Genomic DNA, 13,615 nt, shown 5'->3' on the forward strand with positions numbered 1-13,615 from the left:
TCATGTCGAAGGCGATCCGAGTGCTGGCCATCCTCCTGATGGGTTCCGTGGGCGTTGCGGCGTGCGCGTCGCAGCAAGCGTCGCCGCCGAAGGCGTCCAGTCCCGGCACGACGAAACCGCCTGCGGCGACCACCACGGTCGTCGCTCCGGCCACGGCCACCAGCACGGCGCCGACGCCGTGCATCGGCCTATCGATATGCCCGCCACCGCCGCCGGACGCCGACGGCAACCCGGGATGTTATTACGCCGACGGCTGGCAGGGCTCGGGCGCGGGAATCGAAGTGTGGTACTTCCATGAGCCGCAGAACATTTCGAAGCCCGACAAGGTCACGGCCCTGGTTCGCAAGAAGGACGGCACCACCGAGTCCCAGGACGCCAACATCGAAGCCGGACAACAGGTGCACCGCTTCGAGTTCGCGACCATCGACAAGTCCTCCGTACAAGAGGTATTACTCACCAGCAGCAGCGGCCGCTGCTTCGTGATCGGCCCGGGCACGTGAACCGCGTCAAGGCAGGCTTTTTCAGCCTTACCCCTCCCGCGCCCGACGACGACGGCAGTTACCTGCGTTGGCACCTGCTGGATCACATGCCCGAGCAATACCAGCTGCCGGGCATCGTCCACGGGCTGCGCTGGATCGCCGACGGCGCCTACCCCGACCACCGTCTGGCGGCCGACGGGCCGCTGGCGCAGGTCGGCAACGTGGTGCACTACCTGATCGGTGAGCCCGTTGAACAAACCTTTGACGACTTCGTCGCGCTCGGCCGCTCGCTGCGGGAAAACGGCCGCTTTCCCGTCACGCGCCCGTCGCTGCAGGTGGCCGGTCTGCGGCTGCTGCAGTGGCAGGCCGCGCCGCATGCCCTCGTCTCGCCCGAGGTGGTGCCCTTTCGGCCGCACCGCGGCATCGTGCTGATCGTCGAGGAACCCACCGAAGGCCGCCCCGACGCGTGGCTGCAATGGCTGCACACCGAACACCATCCGGCGCTGCTCGCCGCGCCCGGCACCGCCGGCGCTTGGACTTTCGGGACGAGCACCGGGTGGAGCCACCTACCCGCGGGATGGCTGACGGACCACCAATACATCACGGTCGTTTACGTCGACGCCGACCCGCTCACCACCGTCGACGCGCTGGCTCCGCTCATCGAGGAACGGTGGCGGTCGGGCGCGGTGCGGCCGCTCTTCGCGGGACCGTTACGAACGATGGTCAGCTGGGAAGCGTGGCCGTGAACTGCGCGGATCCGCCGTTGGGCCGGTCGCCAGAGGGATGAGACCTCGCCGCAACGCACGGCCTCTATAGTCCTTCTGAGCTCTAGCAAAGGACCTGAGATGACCAGTTCGCGACTCGTTCTCGCCGCCGCGGTCGGCGTGATCGCCGTGGCGGCCACCCTGCCGGCCTGCTCGAGCAAGAGCGGCCAGCCGTCTTCTGCCACGAGCACGAGCGCGGCCCCGCCGAGCACGACCGTCATGATCGGCGGCAACAAGCACACGATCATGACGAAGGTCGAGTGCACCGCGACGGCGGCGCAACCCAGCGCCACACCCGCGGAGTCCGGGGACCTGACCACCCGGATCAGCGTTCACGACGATTCGGCTTCGGTGTCGCTGGCGCTGTCGGACGAAAAGCCACCCAGCGTCGACGGCTTTTCACTGTCACTCAAAGCGGGATCCGGTGAGTACCAGCTGCCCTACCAGGCGCCGCAGTCCGCGACGCAGGTGCAGGCGACGAAGGACGGCAAGAGTTACACCGTGACCGGGACGGGCCAGGGAGTGTCGCCCAATCAGGGCGACGTGCACCAGGTGACGTTCGGGATTCATGTGACCTGCCCCTGAGCGACGTCTTAAACCAACTGCTGCAGTTTGGTTTTCGATCACTCGAGCCACCGCAGGATGTTGGATGGCTTTTTGCCCGCCTCACAGCGACAAGCGGTAAAGGGCATCAAAGCTGTCGCTCTGAGGCGGGCACAGCGGCGCATCCCAATTTCCTGTGCTGCCAGGAAATTATCGATGCCTGGTTGTCCACCGCCACCGCCTCTGCGATGCTGTCAGCTTGGACATCTTCGCGGAGTGGCAAAGCGGCGGGACCGAGCTGCGGTGGCGGTCGACAACGGCCGCCAACGACGGGCGGGAAGTCACGGTGTTCAGCCGCCGTTGCGGTACCCCCGGGGCACCCGCGCTGGTGCTGGTGCACGGCTTTCCGACGTCGAGCATCGACTACTTCGGCCTGTCCCACGAGCTGGCCTCAGAGTTCGACATGTTCATGCTCGACTTTCCCGGCTACGGATTGTCCGACAAGCCGCCGGCCCCGTACGTCTATTCGTTGTACGACGATGCGCGCCTGCTCGTTTACGCGATCACCCAGGTGTGGAAGCTGACCGAATTCCGCATGCTCACGCACGATCGCGGCAGCAGCGTCGGCATGATCGCGCTGGAGATGTTGGCGGCCCAGGATCCGCCCGTCGTGCCCGTCGACCTCATCCTGACGAACGCCAACATCTACCTCCCGCTTTCGAACCTGACTATGTTCCAGACCGCCCTGCTCGATACCGCCACCGGGCGGGACACCGCGGCGGCGACAACGCCGGAGATGCTCGCCGCCGGCTTGGGCGTCAGCACCTTCATGCCGCGGCGGACACTGGAAGACCCGGAGATCGCCGCGCTGGCGCGATGCTTCGCTCACAACGACGGCATCCGCGTGCTGCCGGACACGATTCAATACCTCCATGAGCGTGCCGCCGACGAAACCGGTTGGCTGGAGGCGCTTTCCAAGAACCCCGTCGACACCGCGCTGGTGTGGGGCATCCACGACAACGTCTCACCCGTGCGTGTCCCCAACTACGTCTGGCAAACGTATCTGAAGAGCAAGCCCGGCCGGAACCGCTACTGGGTGGTGCCCAGCGCCGACCACTACCTGCAGTGCGACGCCCCCGGCGAACTGGCCCAGATCGTTCGCCTCACGGCCGAGGGCGGGGACATCCCGCTTCAGACGCTCGGCAATCAGCCCGGCGGCGCCGTGCTGGTCGACGAAAGCTTCTCCTAGCCGTCTCGCCCCCGAGCGCCCGGCTGGCCGGGCATTGGGCGCAAGAGCCGCTACGCCCCGGTGACGACGGGCAGCCGCGCCCACCCGCGCACGCTGGCGGTGTGCGCCCGCTGGGCGTTGGCATAGTCGACCTCCCAGTCGGGCCAGCGTTTGAGGACCTCCTCCAAGGCCACCCGGGCTTCCATCCGGGCTAGGGCCGAGCCGAGGCAGAAGTGCAGGCCCTGCCCGAAGCTCAGATGCCCGCCCTGGCGGTGAATGTCGAAGCGGTCCGGATCGGGGAATCGGCGTTCGTCCCGGTTGGCGGAACCGTTCAGCAGCAACATGAACGACCCTTCCGGCACCACGCGGCCGTAGTGCTCGGCATCTTGGGCGACGTAGCGGGCCTGCACCGGCGACGGCGGTTCGTAGCGCAGCGTTTCCTCGACCGCGCCGGGGATCAGCGATGGGTCGGCAACGAGCTCGCGGCGTTGATCCGGGTGATCCGACAGCAGCTGCCCCATGAAACCGATTAAGCGAGCGGTGGTTTCGTTTCCCGCGCCGGCGATCATCGCGGTGTAGGACAGCACCTCGGTCCGGGACAAGGGGCGTCGGGTCCCGTCGGGTTCTTCGATCTCGGCCCGCAGCAGATCGGTCATCAGGTCATCGGACGGATTGTTGGCGCGCCATTCGATGTATTCGGCGAACATGGCGATGGTGTCCGCGAACAGGTTCGGGTTGACCTCGCCGGGCTTTCGCCCCTCGGCCATTTCGATGAAGGCTCCGTTGCGATCCCGGATATTCGCCTGGTCCGCCTCGGGTATGCCCAACAGGTAGCCGATGGTCCGCATCGGCATCATCGCCCCGAGGTCGGCGATGAAATCGAACCCGCCGGCACCGATCAGCGGGTCCAGTTCGCGGACGCAGAATCCGCGCACCATGGACTCGACGGCCAGCATGCGTCGCGGCGTGAAAACGCGGGACAGCAGTTTGCGGTGCAGGTCGTGCAGGGGCGGATCCTCGAACAGCAGAATGCCGGGCGGCACCTCGATGTTGTTGAACAGGATGTCGGCGGTGGTCCCCCGCCCGGATCGATAGGTCTCCCAGTTCGGCAGTTCGCGCGCCACGTCCTCGTAACGACTCAGCGCGTAGAAGTTGTACTTCTCGTTGAAGTACAACGGCGCCTCCGCGCGCATGCGCTTCCACACCGGGTAGGGGTCGTCGTCGATGGCGACGTCGTAAGGGTCGTAATAGAGCTCGGCTGAACGTAACATCTTGCCTCTCAGTCATTTCGGTGCAGGAAGCCGTGCAGGATCGCCTGGACGAGCTCCTCGACGATCACTTCCCGCGACGGCTGCTTTCTGCCGAAGTAGGTCGATCGCAACGCGGCCATGCCCGCGATCATCGCCACCGTCGAATGCGCCGGCAGGTCAGGGTGATCCGACCGCAACCCGCGCAGGTGCATGCCCTCGGCGCTGATCTGGCCGAGCACCGTGAGGGCGCGCCGGACGTCGTCGATGCCGGCGTCGGCCTTCTCCTCGTCGCTGAGGGCCTCCGACGCCATCAGCGTCAAGAGCAGACCCTGGTGTTCCACGAACACGTCGTAGAGCCGCCCGACGAAATGGCCCGCCAGGTCCTCCTCCTTGGTCTCCTCGGGCACGACCGCCTGCCAGGTGCGGCCGAATTCGTCGACGAAGCTGGTGAACGGTACGACGAGGGCCTCGCGGAACAGCGCCGCCTTCGAGCCGAAGTGGCGGAACAGCAGGTGTTCGGTTACGCCTGCGGCCTGGGCGATTTCGCGCGTGGTGGTGCCGCGGTAGTCCTGCCGCGCGAACAAGTCTCGTGCGGCGTCGAGCAGGAGTTTGCGCGGCGCGCCGCGGGGCCGGCGCGTGGCCGGGGCAACGGCGGGTCGCTGGGGCACGACTTTTAAGATAGCATGCACTATCTTGGGGGTCGACCCGATCCTGGAAGGGGTACGGACGTGGGCGCAGTCATCATGCTGGGCACGCTGTTCGGACTGATCGTCTTCGTATTCGGGCTGGTACTCCGCTTCGACCCCGAGTCGCGCCGCTCCCGCGGACACGAGGGCGGTCGATGAGCAGCGGGATGACGCCCGTGATGCAGGCGGCGAGCGGCTTCGCCCTCGTCGGTGGCATCACATTCACCGCGATCGGTGTCTACCTGAGCATTCGCCAGCGCCGGGTACACCCACTGCTGCTTCTCTGCGTCTCGGCGATCTCGTTCTCGTGGATCGAGGCGCCCTACGACTGGGCGATGTACGCCCAGTTCCCGCCCGCCATTCCGCGGATGCCGTCATGGTGGCCGCTGAACGTCACCTGGGGTGGGTTGCCCTCGTTCGTTCCCATCGGCTACATCTCCTACTTCGTGCTCCCGGCCGTCACCGGGGCGGCGCTGGGGCGGTGGTTGAGCGCAAAGTTCAAGTGGCGCAGGCCAACCACCCTCCTCATCGTCGGGCTCGTCGTCGGCTTCTGCTGGGCGCTGCTGTTCAACGGGTTCCTGGGAGCCAAGCTCGGCGTCTTCTACTACGGACGCGTGATCCCCGGGCTCGCGATACGCGAGGGCACCATTCACCAGTACCCGCTCTACGACTCCCTCGCCATGGGCATACAGATGATGGTCTTCACCTACCTGCTCGGGCGCACCGACGCGGAGGGACGCAACGTCGTCGAGGTGTGGGCCGACAAGAGATCGAAGACTCGCCTGCAGTCGTCGGTGCTGTCGGTCGCGGCAGTCGTCGTCGTCGGAAACCTGCTCTACTGCGCTGTTTTCGCGCCGCACCTGGTGACGAAGCTGGGCGGCTGGGTGACCGCGGGGCCGACCGAACAGTTGTTCCCGGGGGTACCGAACCAGCCCAAGTAGCCCCGACCTACCCGGTGAACACCGGCAGCTTCGCCCATCCCCGCACGCTGGTCGTGTGGGCCTTGGCGGCGTTGGCGTAGTCGACTTCCCAGTCCGGCCAGCGCTTGATGACCTCCTCGAGCGCGACGCGGGCCTGCATGCGGGCCAAGGCCGATCCCATGCAGAAGTGCAGCCCGTGTCCGAAGCTGAGGTGGGTGTCGCCGCGGTGGATGTCGAACGTGTCGGCGTCGGGGTACCTGCGCTCGTCGCGGTTGGCGGATCCGTTGACCAGCAACATGATTGAGCCCTCGGGAACTGTCGTGCCGTGGCATGAAACCTCGCGGGCGACGTACCGCGCCTGCACCGGCGAGGGGGCCTCGTAGCGCAAGGTCTCCTCGATGGCCATGGGGATCAGCGAGGGGTCCGCCGCGATCTCCCGCCGCTGGTCGGGGTGCTCGGCGAGCAGTTGGCCCAGGAAGCCGATCAGGCGCGTCGTCGTCTCGTTACCCGCGCCGGCGATCATGCTGGTGTACTGCAGCACCTCGATCCGCGTCAGCCGCCGGGCGTTCCCGCCGTCCTCGACCTCGGCGTTGAGCAGCTGCGTCATCAGATCGTCCGACGGGTGGTCGACCCGCCAATCGATGTAGTCGGCGAACATCTCATAGCTGCGTTCGAAGAACTCTTGCGTGGCGGGCCGGAACGTGGCCTCTTTCAGGGTGAGCTGGCGGCCGCCCTTGTCGCGGATGGCTTCCTGGCCCTCTTCGGGGATGCCGAGCAGGTAGCCGATCGTGCGCATCGGGACCATCGCGCCGAGATTCTCGATGAAGTCGAACGTGCCCGCACCGACCAGCGGGTCGAGCGCGCGTGCGCAAAACGCGCGGGTCAGCGGTTCGATGGCCTCCATCCGGCGCGGCGTGAAAACCTTTGAGAGCAAACGGCGATGCAGGTCGTGAATCGGCGGATCCTCGAAGAGGATGATCCCGGGCGGAACCTCGATGCCGCTCTTGATGATTTCGATCGTGGTGCCGCGGCCCGACCGGTAGGTGTCGAAGTTCATCAGCTCGCGGGAGACGTCCTCGTAGCGGCTCAGCGCGTAGAAGTTGTACTTGTCGTTGTAATAGACCGGCGCCTCGTCGCGCAGCCGCTTCCAGATCGGGTACGGATCGTCGTCGATCTCGAAATCGAAGGGGTCGTAGTAGACCTTCGCGGTGCTCGCCCCGGTCATAGCGGTGTCTTTGTCTCAGACAACGCCTCCGGCAGCACGACCTCGCCCACGCGCTTGAGATAGGGCCACGCGACTTCCGGTGGCAGCCCACCGCACAGCGGCGACAGGTTGAGTATCTCGCCGGCGCGGACCCGCGAAATCGCCTCCGGGACAGAGATAATGATGTGCGATGTGCCCGAGGCGCGCAGCTCGTCGATGGTCTTCACGTGCGAGAAGCCGGCCGTCGTCTCGTCCCCGGGATTCCATGCGGCATAGGTACGGACGTCGTGCAGCAGGTGCTCGCCGAGCTCTTTCCACGCCTGGTCCACGTCGTCGGCGACGAATACGACCGAGGGGGTGTCGCGGCTGGGGAACATCGTCGGGCCGGGCGTGTGACCGTGTTCGCGGCAGGCCTCCTCGTAGGCCTCCCGCATACCGGGTTCGTTGGCGTTGCCCAGCATGCCCAGCCCGTACCTACCGGCCCGGCGGGCCGCCGCCACGGTGCCGCCGCCCCACATCATGCCTGGCCCGCCAGCGGTGTGCGGGCGCGGCGTGACGGTGATCCGGCGCCCGTCCTTGCTGACCGTCTCGTCGGACAGCAGCGACCGCAGCAGCGCAAGCTTTTCGTCGGCGAGCCGACCGCGACCGCGCATCGCCACGCCGAAGTGCTCGAACTCCTCGGGCCGATAGCCCAGGGCCAGGATGTACGACGCCCGTCCCTTGCTGATGATGTCGAGGACGGCCATGTCCTCGGCGAGGCGCACCGGGTCGTAGAACGGGAGGATCAGGATGAGGCTCAGCGCCAAGCGCTCTGTCCTCGCGGCCACGGACGACGCCAATAACAACGGTGACGGCAGGTAGCCGTCCTCGGACCCGTGGTGCTCACAGAACACCGCGGCGAGGCCGCCATGATCCTCGGCCCACGCGCACATTTCGGGCACGGCGCCGTACAGCGCTACTCGCGGCGCTCCCCACGCGGGGGCGCGCATGTCGAAGCGCAGCGTGAACACCAGCGACTCCTAGCCAACCTAATATTTGTATCGCGTACGGTACGTGCCCGCCAAGAGCTGCGTCAACGGGTAGTCGAAGACGTGAACGCGCCTCGGGTTTCCGCCCGCGCGCACATGTCGATCGGCGTGGCGTAGAGGTCGGCGGCGGGCCCAGCCCGGTCCGGGGCGCGCATGTCGAACCTGAGCGTGTACATCAGCTGCGGGTTAACCTAAGATTTGTTCTTTAGGATAGTGTCCACTTCCTTAACGGTTTAAGGGCAACGGCCGTCTCGACTTTCGGTACGCGCACTCAAGGAGGAGCAGGATGACGACTCATCGCGTAGTGGTCTGGGCGACGGGCGGCATCGGATCGATCGCCATCCGCGCCATTCAGCGGCGCCCCAGCCTCGACCTGGTCGGCGTGTGGGTGCACTCGCCGGAAAAGGATGGCCAGGACGCCGGCGTACTCGCCAGCGGCGAGCCGATCGGCTTGAAGGCCACCAATGACGCCGACGCGCTGATCGCCCTGAAACCAGACTGCGTGATCTACGCGGCCAGCGGCCCCGAACGCGACGCGCTGGCGATCCCGGATTACGTCAGGCTGCTCGAGGCGGGGATCAACGTCGTCACCACCAGCACCACGCGGTTGGTCAACCCGCACGCCTACGAACCGGCGGAGTGGCGCGACCAGCTCGTCGCGGCGGCCAAGCAGGGCCAGGTGTCGCTTTACGCGTCGGGGATCGAGCCGGGGTTCGCGGCGGACTACCTGCCGCTGGTGCTGTCCACGCAATCGTCGTCGATCGAGAAGATCCACTCGTTCGAAATCGGCCTGTACGACGACTACGGCGTTCCCGACATCATGAGCGACGCGTTGGGTTTCGGTCGCCCGCTGGATTACCAGCCCTGGATCGGCTATCCGGGCGCGATCGCCGGCGAATGGCAGGGGCAGATCCGATTGATCGCCGATGCGCTCGGCGTCGAAGTGCGGGAAATCCGTGAGACTTTCGACCGCGCGGTCACCAACCGCACCCTCGAGGTTGCCATGGGCACCGTCGAGGCCGGCACGTGTGGCGCGCTGCGCATGCAGGCGATCGGGGTGGTCGACGGCCGCGAGGCGATCGTCATCGAGCACGTCACCCGGCTCGCGCACGACGTCGCCCCCGACTGGCCGACCGGGATCGGCGACCTGTCCTACCGCATCGCGATCACCGGCGACCCCGACATCGAGTGCACCCTGGCGGCCACGCTGAAGGATCCCCGCAAGGCCGGGATCGGGGGCATGACCTCCGGCGCGGGCGCGATGGTCGCCACCGCCATGCGCGTCGTCAACGCCGTGCCGTATGTCGTTGCGGCGGAACCCGGGCTACTGAGTTCGGTCGACCTGCCCCTGACGATTCCAAAGCACGCTTTAGTCTGCCGGAGTGGCCTTTAACCCGCTCGAGGAACTCACGCTGCAGCAACTCCGGCTGCGCACCAGCATGAAATGGCGCGCCCACGCCGACGACGTGTTGCCGCTGTGGGTCGCCGAGATGGATGTCGCACTGCCGCCCACCGTGGCCGAGGCCCTGCGCCGGGCGATCGACATCGGGGACACCGGATATCCCTGCGGCACCGCGTTCGCCGAGGCGGTCAGCGAATTCGCGTCCCAGCGCTGGCAATGGCACGACCTGCAGGTCGGGCGCACCGCGATGGTTCCCGACGTCATGCTCGGCGCCGTCGAAATGCTGCGCCTGGTCACCGACCGCGGGGATGCCGTCGTCGTCAACCCGCCCGTGTACGCGCCGTTCTACGCATTTGTGTCACACGACGGCCGCCGGGTGGTCGAGGCGCCGCTGGACGTCGACGGCCGAATTGACCTGGGCGCCTTGGCGGACGCGTTCGCCCGGGCCGGCGCGTCGGGCGGCAAGGTCGCCTACCTGTTGTGCAATCCGCACAACCCGACCGGGTCGGCGCACACGTTCGAGGAGCTGCGCGCCGTCGCCGATCTTGCTCGACGGTTCGGTGTGCGAGTGGTCTCGGACGAGATCCACGCGCCGGTCATCTTGCCGGGTGCGCGTTTCGTCCCGTACCTGACCGTGCCCGGCGCGGAGAACGCGCTGGCCCTGACGTCCGCATCGAAGGCGTGGAACCTCTCGGGCCTGAAGGCGGCGTTGGCCGTTGCCGGTCCGGAGGCGGCGGCGGACCTGCGCCGGATGCCGGAGGAGGTCAGCCACGGTCCGAGCCACCTCGGCGTCGTCGCGCACGCCGAAGCGTTCCGCAGCGGCGGCGAGTGGCTCGACGCACTGCTGAGCGGCCTCGACGCGAACCGGACGCTGCTGGGCGATCTGATCGCGGAACACCTTCCCGGCGTGAAATACCAATGGCCCCAGGGCACTTACCTCGCGTGGCTCGATTGCCGCGAACTCGGTTTCGACGAGGAGGCCGGCGGGGGGCTGGCGGTGGTGGCGGACATGGCCGGACCGGCCCGCTGGTTCCTCGACCACGCCCGGGTCGCGCTCAGCTCAGGTCACGTCTTCGGCACCGGCGGCGCCGGGCATGTCCGGTTGAACTTCGCGACATCGAAAGTCATTCTCACCGAGGCGATTTCGCGAATGGGCCGGGCACTGTCCCGGTAAGCGCAAAACCGTTGCGCGACGGGACCAATAGGTGAGTTCAATTCTCGATATCGCCGGTGATATCGCAAATCGGAGTCGCCCTATGACCAGCTGACGGTACTCAGGCGACTTGTGTGATTTCCGCTAGCATCGAACGATTTTCGGCCACGCGGGAACCTACCCTCCGCGGGCTTCTTGATGCCCAACAGAAACGGCAACGCGGTCAGCTCCAACTTGGCCGTGGCGCCGAACCGGCCGAAACGGCTGCGCCGTGGCCGCACGGCCGGCACCTCCGACGTGGCGTTTCACCTTCTGCTCCGCGACCTCGCCTTGGTGCACGACAAACTTCAGGGAGAGATTGTCCAGCTGCCCACAGCTCGCGCAGTCACAGGCGATGTCGGACTTGAAGCGCTCGCGCTTTGCGAGGAAAGCCTCGCGCATCCGCGACAGCCGCTCGCATACCAGCACTTTGGCGTTGCCGTCGGGCGCCCAGAAGAACGCCGCTTGAAAGTTACAGGCCCTCCAGCTTGGCGAGTTTCAGCCCTTTGCCGGCGTCGATGACGGCTTCCAACAACCCGGCCACGGTTAGCTGCGCGTGCGCCAGTGCGTCCGGTTCCAGCTCATGTAGTGATGTATCCGCCGATGTCGGCGATCAGCAGTACCGCTTGCCGGATGGCCATGATGGGGGCAGTGTAATTGTTGCCAGTTACCGTCTCAATGAATCTGCCACTGGACGAAATCGCGCTGCCGCGAGAGGCTTGCAGAGGTCTCACCCCCGGAGGAGCCGAATATGGATGTGCTGCGAACCCCAGACTCCCGATTCGAAAACCTGGAGGGCTATCCGTTCGTAGCGAACTACATCGACGTGACTGCAAGCGACACCCCGCCGCTGCGCATGCACTTTCTGGACGAGGGCCCGGTCGATGGTCCACCGATCGTGCTGCTGCACGGCGAGCCGACGTGGAGCTACCTGTACCGCACGATGATTCCGCCGCTGGCCGACGCCGGCAACCGCGTGCTCGCGCCCGACCTGATCGGCTTCGGCCGCTCCGACAAGCCCAGCCGGATGGAGGATTACACCTACCTGCGCCACGTCGAATGGGTGACCTCGTGGTTCGAGCGCCTCAACCTGAAGGACGTCACCTTGTTCGTCCAGGACTGGGGATCGTTGATCGGCCTACGCATCGCCGCCGAGCAGGGTGACCGGATCGCGCGGCTGGTGGTGGCGAACGGTTTCCTGCCCACCGCCGAGCGCCCGACGCCGCCGGCCTTCCGCCTGTGGCGGGCGTTCGCCCGCTACTCCCCGGTGCTGCCCGCCGGTCTCATCGTCGCCTTCGGCACCGTCCGCCGGGTGCCCCCGAAGGTGCGGGCGGGCTACGACGCGCCCTACCCGGACAAGACTTATCAGGCCGGCGCCCGCGCGTTCCCTCAGCTGGTGCCGACGTCACCGTATGACCCGGCGATCCCGGCCAACCGGGCGGCGTGGAAGACCCTGGGCCAGTGGGACAAGCCCTGCCTGGCCATCTTCGGCAACAGGGATCCCATCCTCGGGCAAGCGGACCGCCCGTTGATCAAGCACATCCCGGGCGCGGCCGGCCAGCCGCACGCCCGCATCAAGGCCAGCCACTTCATCCAGGAAGACGCCGGACCCGAACTGGCCCGACGCATGCTGTCCTGGCAGCAGGCCCTACGCTGAGCGGGAGCTAGCCGCTGTTGATCAGTCGCGTGACGCCGCGCATCAACACCCTGCTGGCCGCGTGGCGCGCCCGATCCACGGCGGAGCCGGTGTCCGGCGGCGCCGCGGCCCCCAAACGCGGGAACAGCGTGAGGGCGTTGGTGCGCTCGATCGCCGTGCGGGCGCCTGCATCGAGCCCCGGATAGGTTTCCAGGCCCGCGGCGAACAGCTTGCCGGCCGCGACGGGAGCGAAGGGCCAGTCGGAGCCGAAGGTGACGTGTCCCGGCTTCGCGAAGGCCAGCAGGCTGGGCAGCGCCGCGGCGCTCGACGACAACGCAGTGTCGAAGTAGAAGCTGGCGAAGTCGTCCAGGCTGTCCGTGACGCTCCGTCCGGTGTCGCTCAGGATGCCGAGCGCCATGCGGTGCGACGCGTACGGCACGAACCCGCCGGCGTGGCTGAGGATGAACCGGATGTTGGGGTACTTGCGGCAAATCTCGTTGCGGACAAGCAAATACGCCGCGCGAGTGGTGTCGAGCAGGAAGTCGGCCGCGAACGGCGGGACGCCGTCCACGACGGGGCCCGGCAGGTTGGCGGGGTGGATGAACACCACCGCCGAGCGCGCGTCCAGCACCGCAAACAGATCGTCCTGTCCGTCCTGGCCCAGATAGGTTCCCGCGCTGTTGGCGAGCACTACGACGCCGTCGGCGTGCAGGTCGCCGAGTGACCTGGCGACCTCGTCGACGGACTCTCGGAGATGCGGCATGGGGACGGTCGCGAAGAACCCGAACCGGTCGGGTTGGGCCCGTACGAGTCCAGCGAGGTAGTCGTTGAGGTCGCGGGCGAGCGAGGCGGCGTCCCTCGCGTCAGGCAGGAACGCGGTGCCCGGCGTGGACACCGACAGGATCGCGGTGGCGACGTTGAGTTCACCCATGGTCTGCAACGACGCCTCGGGGCTCCACTCCGGCAGCGCGCGGCCGCTCTCATCGTCGATCTTGGCCTTTAGCAACAGGTCTCGATAGAAGGACGGGATGGCGTGGTGGTGGGTGTCGATCCGCAACATCGCTGCTCCCTTGTCGATCAATGGGCTGGAATGCCCGCGCCGGCCAGGGTCGGCACGACTTCCTCATAGTGCCCTCTGGAGTGCCCCCAGATGCTAATTCCCTGGTGGGTGGCGGGCTCCCAGCTGGTCTCGTCGACATCGCCCTCGACCTCGCCCGATCGGAGTTAATGCGGTAGTCCTTGGCCGTCGCCGCCCGGGGTGCGACGATCTGCGAATGGACATG

The 13,615-nt window shown here is 66.9% G+C and carries 13 protein-coding genes and 1 pseudogene; 8 read left to right on the plus strand and 6 right to left on the minus strand.

Going from position 1 to position 13,615, the window contains the following annotated elements:
- Positions 1-2 precede the first annotated feature (2 nt).
- The 4 genes from A5706_RS16495 to A5706_RS16510 all read left to right on the plus strand — a co-directional run bounded on the left by A5706_RS16495 (position 3) and on the right by A5706_RS16510 (position 3,035).
- Complete coding sequence (locus A5706_RS16495) at positions 3-500, plus strand: hypothetical protein (RefSeq protein WP_068132475.1); 498 nt, start codon at positions 3-5, stop codon at positions 498-500.
- Entirely contained in the window at positions 497-1,225 is a 729-nt protein-coding gene (locus tag A5706_RS16500; protein WP_068132476.1) for a hypothetical protein, read from the plus strand. Before A5706_RS16495 ends, A5706_RS16500 begins: the two co-directional genes overlap by 4 nt.
- Positions 1,226-1,324: 99 nt before the next feature.
- The gene (locus tag A5706_RS16505; protein ID WP_068132478.1) at positions 1,325-1,828 is read left to right on the plus strand and encodes a lipoprotein LpqH; all 504 of its coding nucleotides are present in this window, start codon (positions 1,325-1,327) and stop codon (positions 1,826-1,828) included.
- A gap of 217 nt (positions 1,829-2,045) precedes the next feature.
- Positions 2,046-3,035, plus strand: a complete 990-nt coding sequence (locus A5706_RS16510) for an alpha/beta fold hydrolase (RefSeq protein WP_068132481.1) — start codon at positions 2,046-2,048, stop codon at positions 3,033-3,035.
- A 50-nt stretch (positions 3,036-3,085) separates the two neighbouring features.
- Here the strand turns inward: A5706_RS16510 and A5706_RS16515 are convergent, their stop codons facing one another.
- Together A5706_RS16515 and A5706_RS16520 are read right to left on the minus strand one after the other, a co-directional pair.
- Entirely contained in the window at positions 3,086-4,285 is a 1,200-nt protein-coding gene (locus tag A5706_RS16515) for a cytochrome P450 (protein ID WP_068132484.1), read from the minus strand.
- 8 nt (positions 4,286-4,293) lie between these two features.
- Positions 4,294-4,932: a TetR/AcrR family transcriptional regulator gene (locus tag A5706_RS16520; RefSeq protein ID WP_082964436.1), complete on the minus strand. Its 639-nt coding sequence runs from the start codon at positions 4,930-4,932 to the stop codon at positions 4,294-4,296.
- 173 nt (positions 4,933-5,105) lie between these two features.
- Here A5706_RS16520 and A5706_RS16525 point away from each other — a divergent pair, with 173 nt between their 5' ends.
- Positions 5,106-5,891 (plus strand): spirocyclase AveC family protein, encoded by a 786-nt coding sequence (locus tag A5706_RS16525; RefSeq protein ID WP_068132487.1) that lies wholly within the window; start codon positions 5,106-5,108, stop codon positions 5,889-5,891.
- Positions 5,892-5,898: 7 nt separating this feature from the next.
- On the opposite strand, the gene A5706_RS16530 is transcribed toward A5706_RS16525, so the two are convergent.
- Together A5706_RS16530 and A5706_RS16535 are read right to left on the minus strand one after the other, a co-directional pair.
- Complete coding sequence (locus A5706_RS16530) at positions 5,899-7,095, minus strand: cytochrome P450 (RefSeq protein WP_068132488.1); 1,197 nt, start codon at positions 7,093-7,095, stop codon at positions 5,899-5,901.
- The gene (locus tag A5706_RS16535; RefSeq protein ID WP_068132490.1) at positions 7,092-8,084 is read right to left on the minus strand and encodes an LLM class flavin-dependent oxidoreductase; all 993 of its coding nucleotides are present in this window, start codon (positions 8,082-8,084) and stop codon (positions 7,092-7,094) included. Before A5706_RS16535 ends, A5706_RS16530 begins: the two co-directional genes overlap by 4 nt.
- Positions 8,085-8,388: 304 nt before the next feature.
- On the opposite strand from A5706_RS16535, the gene A5706_RS16540 reads away from it, so the two are divergent.
- Together A5706_RS16540 and A5706_RS16545 are read left to right on the plus strand one after the other, a co-directional pair.
- Positions 8,389-9,495 carry a dihydrodipicolinate reductase gene (locus A5706_RS16540; RefSeq protein WP_068132492.1) on the plus strand — a complete coding sequence of 369 codons (1,107 nt, stop codon included), beginning with the start codon at positions 8,389-8,391 and terminating at the stop codon, positions 9,493-9,495.
- 46 nt (positions 9,496-9,541) lie between these two features.
- Positions 9,542-10,678, plus strand: a complete 1,137-nt coding sequence (locus tag A5706_RS16545) for a MalY/PatB family protein (RefSeq protein WP_369831887.1) — start codon at positions 9,542-9,544, stop codon at positions 10,676-10,678.
- Between the two features lie 80 nt (positions 10,679-10,758).
- Here the strand turns inward: A5706_RS16545 and A5706_RS32345 are convergent.
- A pseudogene (locus tag A5706_RS32345) lies at positions 10,759-11,337 on the minus strand (DUF2652 domain-containing protein).
- 110 nt (positions 11,338-11,447) lie between these two features.
- On the opposite strand from A5706_RS32345, the gene A5706_RS16550 reads away from it, so the two are divergent.
- On the plus strand, positions 11,448-12,353 hold the full coding sequence (locus A5706_RS16550) for a haloalkane dehalogenase (protein WP_068132496.1): 906 nt from the start codon (positions 11,448-11,450) through the stop codon (positions 12,351-12,353).
- 7 nt (positions 12,354-12,360) lie between these two features.
- Here A5706_RS16550 and A5706_RS16555 read toward each other — a convergent pair whose 3' ends face one another.
- Positions 12,361-13,392, minus strand: coding sequence for an amidohydrolase family protein (locus A5706_RS16555; RefSeq protein ID WP_068132498.1), 1,032 nt, complete (start codon positions 13,390-13,392; stop codon positions 12,361-12,363).
- Between the last annotated feature and the right edge of the window lie 223 nt (positions 13,393-13,615).

Origin of the sequence: Mycobacterium sp. E796 (assembly GCF_001672815.1) — a bacterium.
GTDB lineage: Bacteria > Actinomycetota > Actinomycetes > Mycobacteriales > Mycobacteriaceae > Mycobacterium.

What these genes read in the sequence shown, in the direction of transcription:
- A5706_RS16495 (WP_068132475.1), top strand. Translation starts at nt 3, where the DNA reads ATGTCGAAGGCGATCCGAGTGCTGGCCATCCTCCTGATGGGTTCCGTG.
- A5706_RS16505 (WP_068132478.1), top strand. Translation starts at nt 1,325, where the DNA reads ATGACCAGTTCGCGACTCGTTCTCGCCGCCGCGGTCGGCGTGATCGCC.
- A5706_RS16515 (WP_068132484.1), bottom strand. Translation starts at nt 4,285, where the DNA reads ATGTTACGTTCAGCCGAGCTCTATTACGACCCTTACGACGTCGCCATC.
- A5706_RS16525 (WP_068132487.1), top strand. Translation starts at nt 5,106, where the DNA reads ATGAGCAGCGGGATGACGCCCGTGATGCAGGCGGCGAGCGGCTTCGCC.
- A5706_RS16530 (WP_068132488.1), bottom strand. Translation starts at nt 7,095, where the DNA reads ATGACCGGGGCGAGCACCGCGAAGGTCTACTACGACCCCTTCGATTTC.
- A5706_RS16540 (WP_068132492.1), top strand. Translation starts at nt 8,389, where the DNA reads ATGACGACTCATCGCGTAGTGGTCTGGGCGACGGGCGGCATCGGATCG.
- A5706_RS16545 (WP_369831887.1), top strand. Translation starts at nt 9,542, where the DNA reads ATGAAATGGCGCGCCCACGCCGACGACGTGTTGCCGCTGTGGGTCGCC.
- A5706_RS16550 (WP_068132496.1), top strand. Translation starts at nt 11,448, where the DNA reads ATGGATGTGCTGCGAACCCCAGACTCCCGATTCGAAAACCTGGAGGGC.
- A5706_RS16555 (WP_068132498.1), bottom strand. Translation starts at nt 13,392, where the DNA reads ATGTTGCGGATCGACACCCACCACCACGCCATCCCGTCCTTCTATCGA.